Origin of the sequence: Chloracidobacterium sp. D (assembly GCF_018304685.1) — a bacterium.
Classification (GTDB): domain Bacteria; phylum Acidobacteriota; class Blastocatellia; order Chloracidobacteriales; family Chloracidobacteriaceae; genus Chloracidobacterium; species Chloracidobacterium thermophilum.
Window position 1 is genome coordinate 1,215,749 of record NZ_CP072634.1, and the last position, 17,041, is coordinate 1,232,789.

At 60.5% G+C, this 17,041-nt stretch carries 8 protein-coding genes; 4 read left to right on the plus strand and 4 right to left on the minus strand.

The window, feature by feature from the left end:
- Nucleotides 1–7 precede the first annotated feature (7 nt).
- Both J8C01_RS05105 and J8C01_RS05110 read right to left on the minus strand, forming a co-directional pair.
- Nucleotides 8–406, minus strand: coding sequence for an FtsB family cell division protein (locus tag J8C01_RS05105; RefSeq protein ID WP_014099542.1), 399 nt, complete (start codon nucleotides 404–406; stop codon nucleotides 8–10).
- Nucleotides 375–1,775: a phosphoglucomutase/phosphomannomutase family protein gene (locus J8C01_RS05110; RefSeq protein ID WP_371821098.1), complete on the minus strand. Its 1,401-nt coding sequence runs from the start codon at nucleotides 1,773–1,775 to the stop codon at nucleotides 375–377. The genes J8C01_RS05105 and J8C01_RS05110 overlap by 32 nt, the downstream gene beginning before the upstream one ends.
- Before the next feature lie 344 nt (nucleotides 1,776–2,119).
- Here J8C01_RS05110 and J8C01_RS05115 point away from each other — a divergent pair, with 344 nt between their 5' ends.
- From J8C01_RS05115 to uvrB, 4 genes are all read left to right on the plus strand, one after another.
- Nucleotides 2,120–3,955, plus strand: coding sequence for an HD domain-containing phosphohydrolase (locus J8C01_RS05115; protein WP_211432604.1), 1,836 nt, complete (start codon nucleotides 2,120–2,122; stop codon nucleotides 3,953–3,955).
- A 60-nt stretch (nucleotides 3,956–4,015) separates the two neighbouring features.
- Nucleotides 4,016–5,668 (plus strand): S41 family peptidase, encoded by a 1,653-nt coding sequence (locus tag J8C01_RS05120; protein ID WP_211432605.1) that lies wholly within the window; start codon nucleotides 4,016–4,018, stop codon nucleotides 5,666–5,668.
- A 97-nt stretch (nucleotides 5,669–5,765) separates the two neighbouring features.
- Nucleotides 5,766–6,935, plus strand: a complete 1,170-nt coding sequence (locus J8C01_RS05125; RefSeq protein ID WP_014099546.1) for an acyl-CoA dehydrogenase family protein — start codon at nucleotides 5,766–5,768, stop codon at nucleotides 6,933–6,935.
- Nucleotides 6,936–7,017: 82 nt separating this feature from the next.
- Nucleotides 7,018–9,033 carry an excinuclease ABC subunit UvrB gene (gene uvrB / locus J8C01_RS05130; RefSeq protein ID WP_211432606.1) on the plus strand — a complete coding sequence of 672 codons (2,016 nt, stop codon included), beginning with the start codon at nucleotides 7,018–7,020 and terminating at the stop codon, nucleotides 9,031–9,033.
- 161 nt (nucleotides 9,034–9,194) lie between these two features.
- Here the strand turns inward: uvrB and J8C01_RS05135 are convergent, their stop codons facing one another.
- Together J8C01_RS05135 and J8C01_RS05140 are read right to left on the minus strand one after the other, a co-directional pair.
- Complete coding sequence (locus J8C01_RS05135) at nucleotides 9,195–15,224, minus strand: hypothetical protein (protein WP_211432607.1); 6,030 nt, start codon at nucleotides 15,222–15,224, stop codon at nucleotides 9,195–9,197.
- A 109-nt stretch (nucleotides 15,225–15,333) separates the two neighbouring features.
- Nucleotides 15,334–16,968: a PilW family protein gene (locus J8C01_RS05140; RefSeq protein WP_211432608.1), complete on the minus strand. Its 1,635-nt coding sequence runs from the start codon at nucleotides 16,966–16,968 to the stop codon at nucleotides 15,334–15,336.
- Nucleotides 16,969–17,041: the final 73 nt, after the last annotated feature.

The window sequence follows — 17,041 nt, forward strand, 5'->3', positions numbered from 1 at the left end:
CTCCTGATTACCAGTCGGCTCCGTGACCCATGGTGGGGGTGGGACGGGATTCGTCCACGACCAGAATGGTCTCATTCTGTCGGACGAGTCCCATTTCCCGTGCTGAACGCTCGATAGCACGTGGGTCCGTGTCGAGTTGGCGCAGTTCCTGCTGAAGGCGCTGGTTTTCAGCGGTCTGCCGGGCAATCTGGGCCTGCAGGCGGTTGTGAGCGGATGTGGCGTTCTGGAGTTCACTGTGCGTACGGAGCGTGACCGTGATGCACACCCCGGTCAGTCCGATGACGACCATGGCGACGAGGGCATAGAGGGGAATCCCCAGCGTCAGGACACGCGGTTTGGGAAGGGCCAGAACCTGCTCATGGCGCAGTTGGTACTCATTGATGAATGAAACTCTTGCCTGACTCAAGCAACACCTCCACTTCAGCTTCCGTTCGCGCCTCGGCATAGCACCGGGCCAGCGGCTCCGTCCCTGACAGGCGAATCAACACCCAGGCTTCATCTTCCAGAAAAAACTTCACTCCATCGGTGCGATCCAGGCGCAGCACCCGCTTGCCGCCAAAGGACTCCGGTGGCGTGGCTTCCAGGGTCTGGCGGAGTTGCTGCTGTTTTTCCGGGGTGAGGCGCACGCCGATGCGCCGGTTGACGAGGGTTCCGACGCTCCGGGACAGCTCGGCCAGCAGGTCCCGGAGGGACTGCCCCCGCTGCGCCACCATTTCCGCCACGAGCAGACACGCCAGAATACCGTCTTTTTCCGGGATGTGACCGTGGATGGACAGCCCGGCGCTTTCCTCTCCGGCGAGAAATATCTTTTCCTCCAGAATCAGCTCGCCGAGAAACTTGAAACCGACCGGGGTTTCGTACACCGGAATGCCGTGCTGGTTCGCCACCCGGTCAAGCCAGTGCGAGGTGGCCACGCTGCGCCCGACGCCTTGCTTCCAGCCACGTGACCGGTACAAATAGTCGGTGAGCAGTGCCAGAATGGCATTCGCCGGGATAAAACTGCCGTCCCGGTCTATGATCCCGAAGCGGTCGGCATCGCCATCCGTGGCAAGTCCCAAATCAAGGCCGTCGCGCCGGACGACTTCCCGCAGTTCGGCCAGATTGGCTTCCGAAGGTTCCGGGCTGCGTCCCCCAAAGTACGGGTCGCGCCAGTCGTGGAGGGTCGTCACCTCCCAGCCGTAAGACCTCAGAAACACGTCAAGGTAGCCGCGTCCGGTGCCCCAGAGGGCATCGTAGGCCACACGCAGCGGCCGGTGGTGCAGGGCATCGCCGTTGACCTTCCCGGCCAGCACGGTCAGGTACATCTCGCGCAGGTCCACGGTCTCGATGCGTCCGGGTGTCGTTATGGGTACAGCCAGCGTGCTGTCATTCATCCGGCGCTGGATGAACGTCTCGATACGTCTGGTGACTTCCGGCAGCGCTGGCGCACCGTTGGCGGTCGAAAACTTCATGCCGCCATACTCCGGTGGATTGTGACTGGCCGTGAAGTTGATACCGCCGCGCGCGCCTGTGGCGCGAATGGCCACCGACAGCGTGGGCGTTGGGGTATCCCGGTCTGTCACCTGCACGTCGAATCCGCGACGGGAGAGTTCTTCGGCACAGGCCGCGGCAAATTTTTCAGCCATGAAGCGTGGGTCGTAGCCGACCAGAACCAATCCGCCGGCACCACTGCTCTGTAGTTCGTCGGCAATGGCCTGGGTGACAAGCCGGACATTGGCAAAAGTAAAGTCGTCGGCCAGAATGGCGCGCCAACCGGATGTGCCGAATGCAATCATGGACAATCTGCCGTCCCCCGAAGCGATCTTCGAGCCTTTTTGGAAAAGATGAAACAAACCGCTTGTTACCGTGGGAATGTTGTGCCGGAAAGATACACGCACGCTACCATGCGTGGTGAAGCGCCGACAATGACTTTTCTGTTGATTGAGACCGTTGGTTGTGCCCGGGACAGTTTTTTACAGCTTGTCCGCGTGCCCTTCGGGTGTCATCCCGACTTGCGAACAACAAAAGCACGGTGAATACTCACATTCCAGCCCCAACGACATTGGCATCAAAGCTACGTCCCACGAAAGCCGCTTTTGCTGTTGCTGGTTAGTCCCCACGCACCCGTCGAGGTGTTCCGATGCAGCTCAAGAAGCCTACGAAAATCCTGTACACGTTTCTGGCGGTCATCCTGCCCCTGTCCATTCTTCCCCTGATGGCCATAAGCTGGAAGTTGATCGGTATTGGGCGTGAGTCCATGCGGTTGAATGAGCGCGCCGAACAGCTCCGCTCGGTGGTGCTGGTGGCCAATGAACTGCAAACCTACATTGGCGGGTATCGCCATCAGATTGCCGGCATCGCACGCACCCTCGAAGCGGTTGGCGGTGCTGATGTGCTGCTCCAGCAGGCCGAAAGCGTACGCAATCGGCAACTGGCCCAGTTTCTTGAAGATGATGCCAATCTCATCCTGTTGGGCATTGCGCCCCGCAGCCGTGAAGCTGACACCCGGCTGGTAGCGCAGTGGGACTCCAAAAAAATTCTGGGTGAGGAGGTCCGGGACACGGTCGGTGAGGCGCTCAAGGCCGTGAGCCGCCGGCTCGACCGCACCTACGTCAGCACGCCGCGCTACATCCCTTCAAGCAATGAGTTTGCCATCGTGCTGGCGCATCCTCTGCAGGTGGCTGCGGCCCCCTCCGATCAGTCCTACCAGCCGGCAGTTGTCCTGGCAGTGGTCAGTCTGGAACCCATCTTCAATCTCGTCAACGTCACCTCTGCCAGCGGGAACCTCAACAACGAAGCATTGCTACGCAATGGCAGCCGCGTGGTGTTTCTGGTTGATCAACATGGGCGCATCCTGGCGCATCCCGACCGGGCGCTGGTCTATACGCCGACGAACGTGAGTGACTGGGGGATTGTCGCCAAGTGGCAGGACACGATTGCCATTGATGTGTCCGCGCCGCTGGCCGAGCCATTCGAGATTCGTCTGGGAAATGATCAGCTTTCGATGTTGGGCAGTTGTGCCACGGCGCTGATTGCGCCCGAGCTGCCACTGGGGGTGATTGCTGTCATCAACGAGGAAGCGGCCTACTCATCCGTGACGACCATGATCTGGCAGGCTTTGGTGTTGACGTTCGTGACCGCCCTCGTGGCGGCTGGGGTGGGCATCCTGCTGGCCTACTGGGTGACATCGCCGATTGCCGCCGTAGCCCACGGAGCACGGGCCATTGCCGGGGGCGACTTCGCGCGGCGGATCGCCGTCCGCAGCCGCTCCGAAATCGGACAACTCGCCGAAGATTTCAACGCCATGGCTGAGCAAATCCAGCGGTACATCAACGACCTGCGGTTTGCGGTCAACGAAAACCGGGAGTTGTTCCTGGGAACGGTCAAGGCGCTGGCCGAAGCCATTGACGGCAAAGACCCCTACACCCGTGGACATTCCGAGCGGGTGAAAATGTACTCCGTGCTCATGGCCGAACATATGGGGCTGAGCCAGGAGGAAATCGAGGATATTCAGGTGGCGGCACTGCTGCACGATGTCGGGAAGATCGGTATCGAGGACCGGATTCTGAAGAAACCGGCGGCGCTGACCGAGGAAGAGTACACCATCATGAAGACACACCCGGAAAAGGGCGCAAAGATCATGGCGGAAATCCCGCAGATGAAAAAGTACGTGCCGGGAATGTACTACCACCATGAATGCATGGATGGGCGGGGCTATCCCCTCGGCCTGAAGGGCGACCAGATACCGCTGATGGCGCGCATCATCAGCGTGGCTGATACCTTCGACGCGATGACGACCAATCGCCCGTACCAGCGGGCCATGACGCCGGAAGTGGCCGTTCAGAAGATTTGGTCCTTTGCCGGAACACGCTATGACCCGAGTGTGGTGGCGGCCCTGGAAAGTGCGCTCAAGGCCGGCAAGCTGGACGAGGTCATTCATGGCTACCAGGTGGCTCTGGCAGCCGGAAAAGCCTGATATACTCTGGGCTACGTTGTTGGGCGTGCTTCAGCACGGCTTCTCAGTGGTGTGTTGCCTATGTTTTTCCACCGTCATTTCGCCCGCCTGGCCCTGCTGTTGATGGTCGTTTCCGCCGTCTCCGGGGGGATATTGATGCGCTGGACAGCCTTCGGCTGGGGAAGCCAGCTTGGCCCGCCGGAACATCAGCAGCGCGCTGAACTTGAGCGTTCTGTCCGGGAAGCCCAGGAAGTCATCCTGACGCACTACGTTGCCGCAACGCCGCCGGATCAGCTCACGAAGTCCGCCATCCAGGGCATGCTCCGGGTTCTGGACCCACACTCGAACTTCTTTGACAGCAAAGAGTTCCAGGAGATGCGCACCGAGCAGCACAGCCGCTTCTACGGCATCGGGGTCTCGATTGCGCGCCGCCACGACCGCGTGTACATCCTGGCGACCATCGAAAACACTCCGGCAGCCCGCGCTGGGCTGCGGGCTGGCGACGCCATCATCAAAGTGGATGATGAACCAGCAACCGACTGGACAACCCGGCAGGTACTTGAAAAAGTCCGGGGCGAGCGGGGTGAGCCGGTCTCGATTACCGTCGAACGGCTGGGTGTTCCCAAACCGCTCACGTTTTCCATCGTTCGTGATGCTGTGCCGCTGCCCTCGATTCGGACAGCCTTCATGGTGCGTCCCGGCATTGGCTACATTGCGCTGTCCGGCGGGTTCAACACCACGACGGAAGATGAGCTGCGGCGGGCCATGAACGAACTCACGGCGCAGGGCATGCAGTCCCTGCTGCTCGATCTGCGGGGCAATCCGGGCGGTCTGCTTCCGCAGGCCGTCAGTGTGGCGGATGTCTTTCTGCGCCGTGACCAGAAGATTGTGTCCGTCCGGGGCCGCCAGGGGTACAGCGGCGAGGAAGCGCGGGAGTACCGGGCGAAGAACACGGCTCCGTTTGAAAAGCCGGTCGTTGTGCTCATTGATCGCAGTTCGGCTTCGGCCTCTGAGATTGTCGCCGGCGCGTTGCAGGACCATGACCGTGCACTTATCGTCGGCGAACCGAGTTTTGGCAAGGGGCTGGTTCAGCGCGTGTTTGAGCTGCCTTTCGGAGCAGGGCTGACGCTGACCACGGCCAAGTACTACACCCCCAGCGGACGCTGCATCCAGCGGTCCTACACCAGCGGCCTGCTCTATGCCTACTATGCGCACCAGTCCCCGGAAGAGACGCCAACGGGCGAGGCCGTAGCCACGGATGCCGGGCGGACGGTCTATGGCGGCGGCGGCATTACCCCGGACATCATCGTCAAGCCACAAACCTTCTCCCGCGTGCAGTCCACACTTTCCGATGCCACCTTTGCCTTTGCCCGACATTTGGCCGCAGGCCTCGTGCCGGGACTGGTAAACTACCGCATCGAGCGGACGGACTACCGGCATCAGTTGCGGGACAGTGACTTCCCCATCACCGACAAGGTGGTGGCGGCCTTTCGGGAATTTCTGAAAAGCGAGGCCCAGTTTGCTACGCTGGAAAGTGCCGTCACGCCCAATCTGGATTTCGTCAGAAACCAGCTTCGCCAGCATCTGGTTACAGCGGCCTACGGCACAGAAGCCGGTTTTCGCGTCCAGCTTATGACCGACCCGCAGTTTCTGCGGGCAATTGAGGTGGTGCCCCAGGCTGTTGAGCTGGCCCAGCGGGCCTGGCTCCTCACTGAGACCGGACAACGCCGCTAGCACCGGTTTCCAACCGGACCTGAAAAAAACCGGAAAGCGACGCCAGCGGCCTCTGTGCGACAGGCACCACGTTTTGAAAGGAGTTATACCCGAACTCATGCCAAAAGAGGATTTTTTGAACATTGACAGTTTGCTCTCTTCCGAAGAGCTGCAAATCCGGGACGTGGCCCGGCAGTTCGTCCGCGAGCGGGTTCTGCCCATCATCGAGGACTGCTATGAACGGGGCGTCTATCCGCAGGAACTTATCAAGCCGATGGGAGAACTGGGCTTTTACGGCTGCACGCTGCCGGAAGAATACGGCTGCGCGGGCCTCAACAACATTGCCTACGGCCTCATCACGCAGGAACTGGAGCGGGGGGACTCCGGTATCCGCAGCTTTGCTTCCGTACAAAGCTCACTGGTGATGTATCCGATTTACACCTACGGCACAGAGGAGCAGAAGCGGAAATGGCTGCCAGCGCTGGCCAAGGGCGAGAAAATCGGCTGCTTCGGTTTGACGGAGCCGGACTACGGTTCCAACCCAAGTGACATGGTGACGCGCGCGGAGCGCACCAAATACGGCTGGAAGCTCAACGGGGCCAAGATGTGGATTACCAACGGCTCCATTGCCGATGTTGCGGTCGTGTGGGCCAAAACCGGCGCGGATGCCCGCAGCATCCGGGGCTTTCTGGTCGAGAAGGGAACGCCGGGGTTCAGTGCGCCGGAAATCAAGAAAAAACACTCCCTGCGGGCCTCCATCACTTCCGAGCTGATTTTCCAGGATTGCGAAATCCCGGAGGAAAACCTGCTGCCCAACGTGGAAGGGCTGCGGGGGCCGCTGTCCTGTCTCAATCAGGCGCGCTATGGCATCGCCTGGGGCGCGGTGGGGTCGGCGCTGGCCACCTACACGACGGCGCTGGATTATTCGCTGTCGCGCATCCAGTTTGGCCGTCCGATTGCGGCTTTCCAGCTTACGCAGCGGAAGCTGGCCGACATGATCACTGAAATTTCCAAGGCCCAGCTTCTGGCCTACCACGTCGGCAAACTCAAGGATGCCGGCAAGGTGACGCCGGCGCAGATTTCCATGGCCAAGCGCAACAACGTCGCCATGGCGCTCAATGTGGCGCGTGAAGCCCGCACCATCCTGGGGGCCAATGGCATCAGCGCCGAATATCCGGTCATGCGCCACATGAACAACCTGGAATCTGTCCTGACCTACGAGGGAACGCACGACATCCACACGCTGATCATCGGTGCGGAAGTGACCGGCATTCAGGCTTTCAAGTAAAGGTTCCTGACCTGTTTTTCCCGTGGAGACACGCCCCGCTGGCGGCGCGTCTCCACGTCGTGGCCCAACGTTTTTCTGTCCCATGCCGTTTGAACTCGTTGCGCCCTACGCCCCCTGTGGCGACCAGCCAGCGGCCATTGAAACGCTGACGAACAACTTTCGCGCTGGCGCCAAATACCAGACGCTGCTGGGCATCACAGGGTCCGGCAAGACCTTCACCGTGGCCAACGTCATTGCCCGACTCCAGCGCCCGGCGCTCGTCATGGCGCACAACAAGACGCTGGCGGCGCAGCTCTACCAGGAATTCAAGAGCTTTTTTCCCCACAATGCCGTCGAGTATTTCGTCAGCTACTACGACTACTACCAGCCGGAAGCCTATGTGCCTTCCACCGACACCTACATCGAGAAGGAAGCGACCATCAACGACGAAATTGACCGCCTGCGGCTGGCGGCCACCCGGGCGGCGTTCGAGCGCCGGGACTTCATCATCGTCACTTCGGTCTCCTGCATTTATGGGATTGGCGACCCGGATGCCTACTTCGGGATGATCTGCTTCGTCGAGCCGGGGCAGCCGCTGCGGCGCAACAAGCTTATCGAGCGCCTGGTCGAGTTGCAGTATGACCGGGATGACGAAGATTTCGCGCGCGGCACGTTTCGCGTCCGGGGCGACACGGTGGAAGTCCATCCCAGTTATGCCGAACAGGCGCTCCGTATCACTTTCTGGGGGGATGAGGTGGATACGCTGGAGCTGTTTGACCCGCTGCTCGGCGAAACCCTGGAGCGGATTGAGCACAAGTATCCCATCTATCCCAAGTCGCACTACGTGACGCCCAAGGCGATTGTGCAGCGCGCTGTCGAGACCATCCGGCAGGAACTCGATGAGTGGGAAGCTGTCCTGCTGGCCCAGGGGAAGACCTTGGAAGCCCAGCGGTTGCGCCAACGGACGATGTACGACCTGGAAATGATGAAGACGCTCGGCTTTTGTCGCGGTATCGAGAACTACTCCCGGCATCTGACCGGGCGGCCGCCGGGAGCGCCACCGCCAACGCTGTTTGATTACCTGCCGGAAGATACGCTGATCGTCGTGGACGAAAGCCACCAGACCATCCCGCAGGTACGCGGGATGTACGCTGGCGACCGCTCACGGAAACAAACCCTCGTGGATTTTGGCTTCCGGCTTCCCAGTGCTTTGGACAACCGTCCGCTGAATTTTGCCGAGTGGGAGCAGCAGGTCGGACAGGTGCTGTTTGTTTCGGCAACGCCCGGCCCCTACGAACTCGCCTGCACGGGCGGGGAAGTCGTCGAGCAGATCATCCGTCCGACCGGGTTGCTCGATCCCCTCATCACCGTGCGTCCGGTGCGGGGGCAGATTGACGATCTGCTGGGTGAAATCCGCCAGCGAACGGCGCGTGGTGAGCGGTCACTGGTGATGACGCTCACCAAGAAAATGGCCGAAGACCTGACGGACTATTACACCGAAGTGGGCCTCAACGTCCGGTATCTCCATTCAGACATCGAGACGCTGGAACGTATCAAAATCATCCGCGATCTGCGCCGGGGGGATTTCGATGTGCTTGTCGGCGTCAATCTGCTCCGCGAGGGGATGGACCTGCCGGAAGTATCCCTTGTGGCCATTCTCGATGCCGACAAGGAAGGTTTCCTGCGCAGCGAAGCGTCCATCATTCAGATCATTGGACGGGCAGCGCGTCACGTCCACGGGCAGGCGATTCTCTACGCCGACCGGATAACCGAATCCATGCGCCGGGCTATAGACATCACTGCCCGCCGCCGCCAACTTCAGGAAGCTTACAACCGGGAGCACGGCATCACGCCACGTACGGTCATCAAGCCGGTCGAAGCCACCCTGGTGACGGCCCACGAGGCGGCATATTTCAAGACGCCGCTTGATCTTTCTGCCTTTGAGGCGTACACGCCGGAACGCTTGGAGTCCACGATTATACAGCTCGAAGCCGAGATGCGCGCTGCGGCCAGGGCACTTGAGTTCGAGAAAGCCGCAGCCCTGCGGGACAAGATCAAGTACCTCAAGTCAAGACAACTGTTCGCTGCCGAAAGCCAGCCGGAAAGCTGCCCGGCCTGAAAGCGCCCCGGCTTGAAAGCGGCTTGGTTTGTCCAGCCGGCAGGCGACGACCTGCGGGCCAGCCCCGGAAACGCCCTTTGCTTCTGCTGTTATCGGAAAAAAAAAGCGGAGCCACCGCGTGGGTGGCTCCGCCGGCTGCGGCTGCCTAGTGAGCAGTCCGGTCAGTTCGGGTTGTTTTCGAGGAAGACCTGCCGGTAACTGCCGTTCTTGTAGAAGAAGAAGAACGGTGTTCCGGCCGGCACCCCGGTCGGCACGAGGAAGGCCGTATCGAAGTTCCAGTTGCGCGGATTGGGCGGGGTGTAGTTACCGTCTCCGCCGATGAGGAACGGCCCATTCCCCTGGTGGCTGAAGAACTGGAAGATGAACGAGCCGTTGTAGTTGAAGTTGCGGCTGTGTCTGGTGCCCCCGAAGTCTTCAGCAAACCGCGGGAAGTTGTGGAGACCGCCGTCGGTGTTGTTGTCAAAATCCATGTCGTTTTCGGGGTCAGGGGCATCGTTGTTGCTCCTCTGCACCTGTCCGGTCTGGTTGTTGTTGCCGGAGCCGGTACGTGGCGCGCCGGTCAACCAAGCCGCCTTGACGGTGGTGCGAACGGCAATGCGGTCGAGAGTGAAATTTTGCGGGCGATACAGGTAGTTGAACCCGGTCAAAAACATTCTTCCGTCCGACCAGCCGTTGGAGTGAATGGAAGTCGCATCAGAGTAAATCCCCATCGAGCCGTGCAGCAACGGATCATTGGGTTCGAGCGGGTTGGTGCACCAGTCATCGGGTGGCCGCGTGGCAACGTTGGCATTGCCGGTCTGGGCATAGTTCTCCGACGGTGTGGGACCACCGCGCGGGATACGGCTGTTGAGACAGGTCCTGTTGTTCTGGAAGTTTTCCGTCACCCCGATGGCATTGATGTTGCCATAAAGGTATGACGGGTTTTCTGTCACCACCGTCAAGCCGGTGAAGCCGCGTCCGTTGCCGGTCGGGCGATTGACGAAGAGACGTGGGATGTCCATGGCATTGACAATCCGTAGTGCCCGCCGGAAAGCCCGGATACGGCCGGTCTTGGCGCTGTCCACGATGCGCCACGTGCGCATGCCGGCGCCTCCGTTGACCGCAGGGGTCAATGAAGTCGGAAAAACAGCGGAGGGATAGGCAATGCCGGAGAGGGTGCTGGCAATGGTGCGGGTCCCATCCGGGTTGGGGGTGTAGGTGTAGCGGGTAAACTGCGCCACGACGCCATGCCCGGTCCCGGCCGTGTCCGCGTTCGGATTGGCGGAGCCGCCGAAGTATTCGTACCCGTCGTTGACCGGCACGGCGCCATGGGGGGCTTCCCCGGAGCGGGCCGGCTGATTCAGCGTGGGTGTAAAGTTGGGCTGGGTTTCACACTCCACATCGCGCCGCAGGCGTCCGTCGCCGGGTTTGGGACCGGGGCCATTGGCAACTCTTTCAAAGGGAACCATGATCCCCCCCTGCTGCGGATCGCTGACCATCCCCGGATCGGTTTCACAACTGTTATCCAGAGCATTGAGGACGTTGTTTTCGCCATAGACATCGTTGAAGTCATAGATGCCGTCGTTGTTGGAGTCGCCCCGCCGGTCCGAGAAATAGACAATGAAGCCATTGTCGGAGACATCAATCTTCCCGGCGCTGGTGAGCTGACGGGGTCTTCCAGTGGTAAAGCCGCCATTGGTATTTCCTGTCAGCGCCGATGTTTCTTTCTCGACAATAGCAAGGAAGTTGTCAAAGTCGCCCCGGAAGAGGCGCTTGAGGTTACCCACGTTGAGTTCGGTGAGGTTCATCAACCCCCGGCGCTCATAGGCAATGGGACTGGGCATCGGCAGCCGATAGACCATGTTGGCCAGGATGCGCTGGTCATCAGGAAGCTGTCTGCCGTCAGGCGAGACGCCAGGCCAGACCGGCCAGACTGTTCCCACAATGCCGTTCGGTCTGCTGGTATTCCCAGTGTTATCGTTATAGTAATCCGATGCCGAGGGAATACCCTGGAACCCATAGCGCCGGTTGACGTGCCGCCCCTCACGCTGATCATAGACGTTGATGGGGAAGGCCCGGTCCATCTCGATGCGTATTCGTGGGATGAGTGTTGCGTTGCTTTTAGGCGGCAACTGCGGATTGTCCGGGTTGGGTGCGAAAGCGATATAAGCATGACCGGGGAAAGCATAGTTGGCATCGCTCAGCCCCAGACGACGACCAATCTGGGTTTCGAGGTTGAGGTTTTGGGTGCCAGCGCCGGGGCTGCCAGGCAGAGAAGTCACCCTATCCAGTTCCGGTGTAGTTGGACCGATATTGGTTGTATCTATCCCCGGCGCATTGGGATAGACCCGTGAAGCGAGAGGATGCTGAAAGATGATCCCGACGGCTTCGCGGACGTTGAAACGGAGATTGTTACCTACCCCTGGTATGTTCACTGGATTAGTCTTACCAAGGAAGGTGTTGAACGGGACCTTGATGCGGAAGCAGTTCTGAAACTCCCCGATTTCCGTGAAGCGGTTAGAGGGTGGAAAGAGGGTGGCGTTGCTGCCGGGATCGGCCTGACCGAGCACTCTCACTTCGTTCAACCCCATTTCAGGATCAGTCAGTGGCGCAAAGTTGGGGTCCGTATCACTCGGATCGGCTTCCCAGAAGATGATCTCAATGGGCATTGAAGTGACCCGCCGGGCAATCCGGTTGAGGTTGTTGTCTTGGGGCGGTGTGTGCAATACCCGCAGGGTTGAAGGCAGCAGCGAGTTGATGTTGCTTTCCGGCGAGTAGCCCATGCGGGCCACTCCCTGGTCCCCCGGGTTGGTGGTGGCGACAAGACGGGGCAGGGCACTCATCTGCTCACCAAGGTCATCGGTATCACCATCGCCAAAAAACCACTCACCGTTCTGATTGTCGGGAATCCGGCGGACGCCGTTCAGGTCCACCCGCTGGTTCTCAAACGGATAGTGGGGCGGCTCGATGATGCCGTCACCGTTCCAGTCAAAGGTGAGGTTTTCGCGCGCAATTTCAGGTGTGCCGGGAATCTGGGCCTTGGCAAAGTCGCCAATGCCTGTGACGTTGCCCAGTGAGGGATCAGTGGAGCGTCCGGGTGTGCCAAGTTCGGCTCCCCGGAGGGTCTGGAGGAAGTTCACCGTGAAGTTTGGCGCCACCCGAAGCAGATGCGGGAAGAGCCGGACCTGCTCGGCGGGTGTCAGCCCCGTCGGGTTGAACAGGCACTTCGCCAGAAGCTGCTGGTCAGCCACATTGGCAAAGGGGGTCATTTCCTGGAGATCAATCGTGCCGGCCGGCCCGGTTCCCGGATAGCCCGTAGGGGGCTCACCCGCAGCGGGTGCATCCGTCGCCGTCGTGTTGAGGTTCCGGTTGAAGGTTGGGGTGTAGGGGCCGGTAATGTAAGCATTGGGAGGGGTGTTTGGATAGGTTGCCGGCCCCTGGTTCAGGTAGTCGAGGTCATTGTCAAGGATCCCGTCGCCCAGACTGTTGGCACCGGCGCCAGGGGCAACCGGATTGCCCAGGATGTCCAGGTTGTCATGCCGCATGGCATAGAAACCAGGAATGCCAGGCCGAAAGACAAAGTTCCGCAACAGACGCACGAGTTGGCGCTCGACGCGCAGGACCCGCGCCGGGCTGGTCGGATCATTTGTCCAGAAGTTGGGCGAGCGCATAATCTGGTTGAAGCTTGTCTCATAGCCAAGGAGATTACCAGCCGGTGATACTGTATAGGTTGGGTTATCCCCTGGAGTATTCAAATTCGGCATCAGCATCGCTATCGGGTGCGTTCCATCAGCGACAGGGAGGCTGCCGACAGGGAGGCCGCCCGATGCCGGTAACGGTAATCGGAGTCGGGCCGCACGAACGCGCACCCGCCGGATGAACCGCTCCTGCCGTTTGTCGCCGCTGCTGTTTTCCCCGTTGAAGATTTCTTCCCGTGGAATGTCGCTCTTCATCGGGTTGGGCATCAGGAACATGTCGTCGGCCGTGTTCCGTTGGCCATCGGGGCCGATGTCGTAGGAGCCCTTGATGTAGCTGCGGTTGTCGAAGTCATCCGTGAAGCGGAAATACGGCTTGGCGAGCAGGCTCTTGAAACGCGCCGGATAACCGGTGAGGGATGGGTTGCCGTCGTTGTCCAGCCGTCCCCGCAGGGAGGCCGTCTCGGTGGTGATGACCGGCCGTCCGCGGTCATCCACCTGCGGTGGGTCGGCATTCGCCATGTTGACGTTGGTCTGCGGTGTGAAGGGCAGCATCGTCCGCTGAAGCGTCAGGATGCTGTTGGGTTCATACCAGTAGGTGACGCGCTGGTTGACAGGACCGACGGGGCTGCTGATCGCCACCGTCGGCGGCTGCTGGCTGAGTGTCTGCACAAAACGCCCAATGAAACTTGGCGTGCCGGGGGCACTTTCCGAGAGAAATGGCAGGAAGTTGCGCGGCAAGTTGGTTTGATTCTGAAGCCGCGAGACACTGCCGCCATCGTTGAGGGCATAGACGGCCGCATACGTCGTTTCCGGTTCGGGCTGTCCGGCCGCGAGGTTGGCCGCGGGCAGATCGCGCAGCACCGGGATGGGTCCCGCTGTAATCCCCAAGTTGAGGATATGCGGCGTGATGTCGTACCGGTCAGGGAAGATGTTGGGGTCTCCGGCAGGGTTGTTGTTGACCAGCAGTTCAATCTTGATGTATGTGCGCTTCCGCCGCGTGGTATCTACAGTGTTGTCGGCTCTGGTCTGAAAATCGGCCTGCTGGTTGACCAGGTTTGTCTGTGGCGGAAGCACGCGCCGCTGGGGGCCGTTGGCCTTTACCAGTGTGTCATTCTGGTTGTACTTGTGCGGATCACCGCCACTTCCGGCCGGAAGTACGCTGGCGGGTTGGTCCGGGTGATCATTGCCCTGAAGGGGATCAAACTGTACAACGTTTGGGTTGTCATCGAGCCAGAACTTCTGGAAGAGTTCCGTGTTGGGATTGGACAGGGCTTCCAAGTCATACGCGCGTACGCCGCCGGGAGCGGCCGGCGGGAAGTGATCCAAGTCATCATCCAGCAGGATGCGGATGGTACAGGCGCGCGCCGAAACCTGTCCCTCGAAGAAACGTGAGTTACGGAGCACTTCCCGGTTTTCGTTGGGATTGGACCGCCGGAGGATTTCGATGGCGTTGAAGCCGTTGGTCTGGGTCGGCAGCAGCAGTGGCACGATCCGCTGCTTGCCTGGCGAATGACCGTTGGTGATGCCCCAGGGGGTACCAACGCCGCCATTGTTCGGCCCGGCGCCAACCGGGGCACCTGATCCGGTACCGACGGCAAGGTTGATGTCGTTAATGAGCCAGTTGACCGGCGCAACGCGATATACTTCAGGGTTATTCGAGTACCCCCCCGGCCCCTTCCCGTGGGGCAGGCTGGGCGTAATGGGGCGGGTGACGCTGTCGGCCAGTTCCCGTGCAAAAGTTTCCTCGTCCGTTGCTGAAGAGTCCCTTGGCTCGCGGTTGGGATCGAGCACCCAAGAGTTGTCCGCACGGGGTCTGTTGCTTGGCGTGATCCGGGAGACAACTTCACCGGCAACCGTCACCGGACCAAAAAACCACGCCCGGTTGCCCGCCCCAAGGTAAAGGTGGCGGTTGACATGTGTGCGTCCACCCAGATAGAACTGCGGACCGGGTGACACCTGAAGACAGTCAAATCCAAAAGCTGCAAACTGAAACGCCGGAATCTGGTAGAAGTTGACCTGCCGGATGAGGCGGGCTTCTTCGTTGGCGTTGGTGGCGCGCGCCGAGGCGCCCAGCACGAACTGGCGGCGCAGGGCCGTCATCCCGTTGAATGGGGCGTCGTTGACCGTCACTGTGGTGTTTGACGATGCGCCCGGTGGGACGAACGGTGTATCCGCCGTGAAGGTGTAGAGCGGCTGTCCGGCCTCGGTGAAAAACGGCGGAAGATTGCTCGTGATGCCCGTCGGCCCAAGGTCATCAGCGGTGATGTTGGGCGACCGCGAGAGAATGCGGTTGACGTTCGCCGTGATGGTTTCCAGATAGGCAATTGCGGCGTACAACGTCCGGGTCTTCTGGTAGTCGGCTGCCGTCTGGCGCGCCTCCGTCGTCATCAGGGTGGCTGAGACCGACGTAAAGACCAGCAGCACACCCAGGAGCACCAGCGCGATAGCCAGGGCGACGCCGCGTTCCTGATAACGATGCTTATGACGCAGGATTCGGGCAAAGTGTGGGGTCATGGCGAATTTCATCCTCATTAAAGGTCTCACGCAAGGGCGTTGGGGTTAGTTGTCGTGTCGCGCAGGGTTTGCAGCCCCTCTGGGGCAGCTTGCTCCAGAGCGGTTGGTTTTATCGCGGCACCAGGTTGCGTAACCCAATGGTGGTGCGCTCACTGACGTGGAAGTAGCCCCGGTTGAAAGCGTCCGGGATGGCTGCATCGGCCCTGATAAGGGCGCGCTCCCGCTCACCGGTTCGTCCGTACACCGTCAATTCCACCAGGCGCACCTGGGTTTTGGTTGTCAGGGGCGTCCGAGCCGGATTCCTGGTGGGGTCTGCCCCGCTGGGGAGGGGAATCGGTCCACCGATGTCGTTGGTATTGAACATAGAACCCTGAATGGGGGTGCCGTCGGCGCGCACCGCGCCCTCTTCCACCAGGGTGAAGTTCAAGCGCAGATTCTCGATGTCAAAGGCCAGTGGCGACAACAGTCCACCCTGCCGGCAGTACAGTACGGGTGCGCTGTCACCCCCATCCCAGCCAACAAAGTAGTGCGACAGGCGCATGCGCGTGATCGTGACCGGGACGCCGCTCTGAATGATGTCGGACCATCTGGGATTGATACCGGCCAGATCATTGTCTGCCAGAACGATGTCGTTGTCCTGGATGCCGGTCACCAGTCCGAGAACGCAGAGCGTCGTGGGAGCCGATAAGTTATTGAGGGTGGACGTGGGAAGCGGTGAGCCACCGCCACCGGGCGGCGTGTACTGATACGTCAGCAGCAGGGTGTCCACGTATGGGCGCAACCGTGGTGCCAGCAGGCGATCATTGGGGTTGACAAAAGGGTTGCTGTTCTTAACGGCGTTGGGGGCGACCCGGTCGGGTTTGAGGTTAACAGGGGTTCCAACCGGAATACTGCCACCATAATCTGGGTCCGAAGACGTGGTCCGCTCCGGCTCTAGAACGAGATTACCTCCGTCCAACCGGGCATAGGCCGAGAAGGTGGCTTCAACCGGGAAGATTTGCTGCTGAACGATGTTGTTGCCGGGGTTGGCGGGGTCGGGAACCGACACACGCAAAGCGACCGGCACTGGATTGACCTGCAGGGTGATGAGCTGGTGGCTACCATTGCCGTAGGCCGTTGCCACTTCCGTCGGGTCACAGGCACCGGGATAAAGCCGCAGGTTGGGATACCGCTCTGCGGCTGGAGTTCCCTCTGTATCAGCGTAACCCTGATTGGCGACGAGGGCCGGGGAGGCAAACGTTCCCTGTGGAAGAGCACCATGGCTGACCGTCGTCCAGGCCTGAATCGGTGACAGGATGTCGCAGCTCGTATCGAGGGTCCCGTCATTCAGCAGGGGAGGCACGTTACCGATCTGGTCAGGTGCTTGGGACCCGGAACCCACCGGAAAACCGCGTGCTGCCAAAAAGCCCCCGCGCACATAAACCGCCGGAGCACCCAAGCGGGGGTTGGGGTCCGGAGTGGCGAAGAACACACTCGTCAACGGCAGTTCACCGACGTTGTCCAGGTCATTTTTGATGAAGTTGATGACGGCCCGGACGTTGTTGTTGGCCTCGACCAGCGCGGAGTTATTGCGGTTGGTCTGAAGCGCCAGCGACAGCGTGCCCATCACGGCGGCCATGGCAATCGTCAGGATGCCGGCCACGACAAGCAGTTCGACGAGTGAAAAACCGGCCTGGATGACAGCCCGCCGCGGTGACCGGCGTTGCAGGCGTGACCACCCTTGCAGGCGGCAGGGAGGTTGCATTGCACCCAAGTGGAGAGAGACTCCCGGACGCGGTTGCGGCTGAAGCTGTCCCACAGGTGACTTTCCGTACATC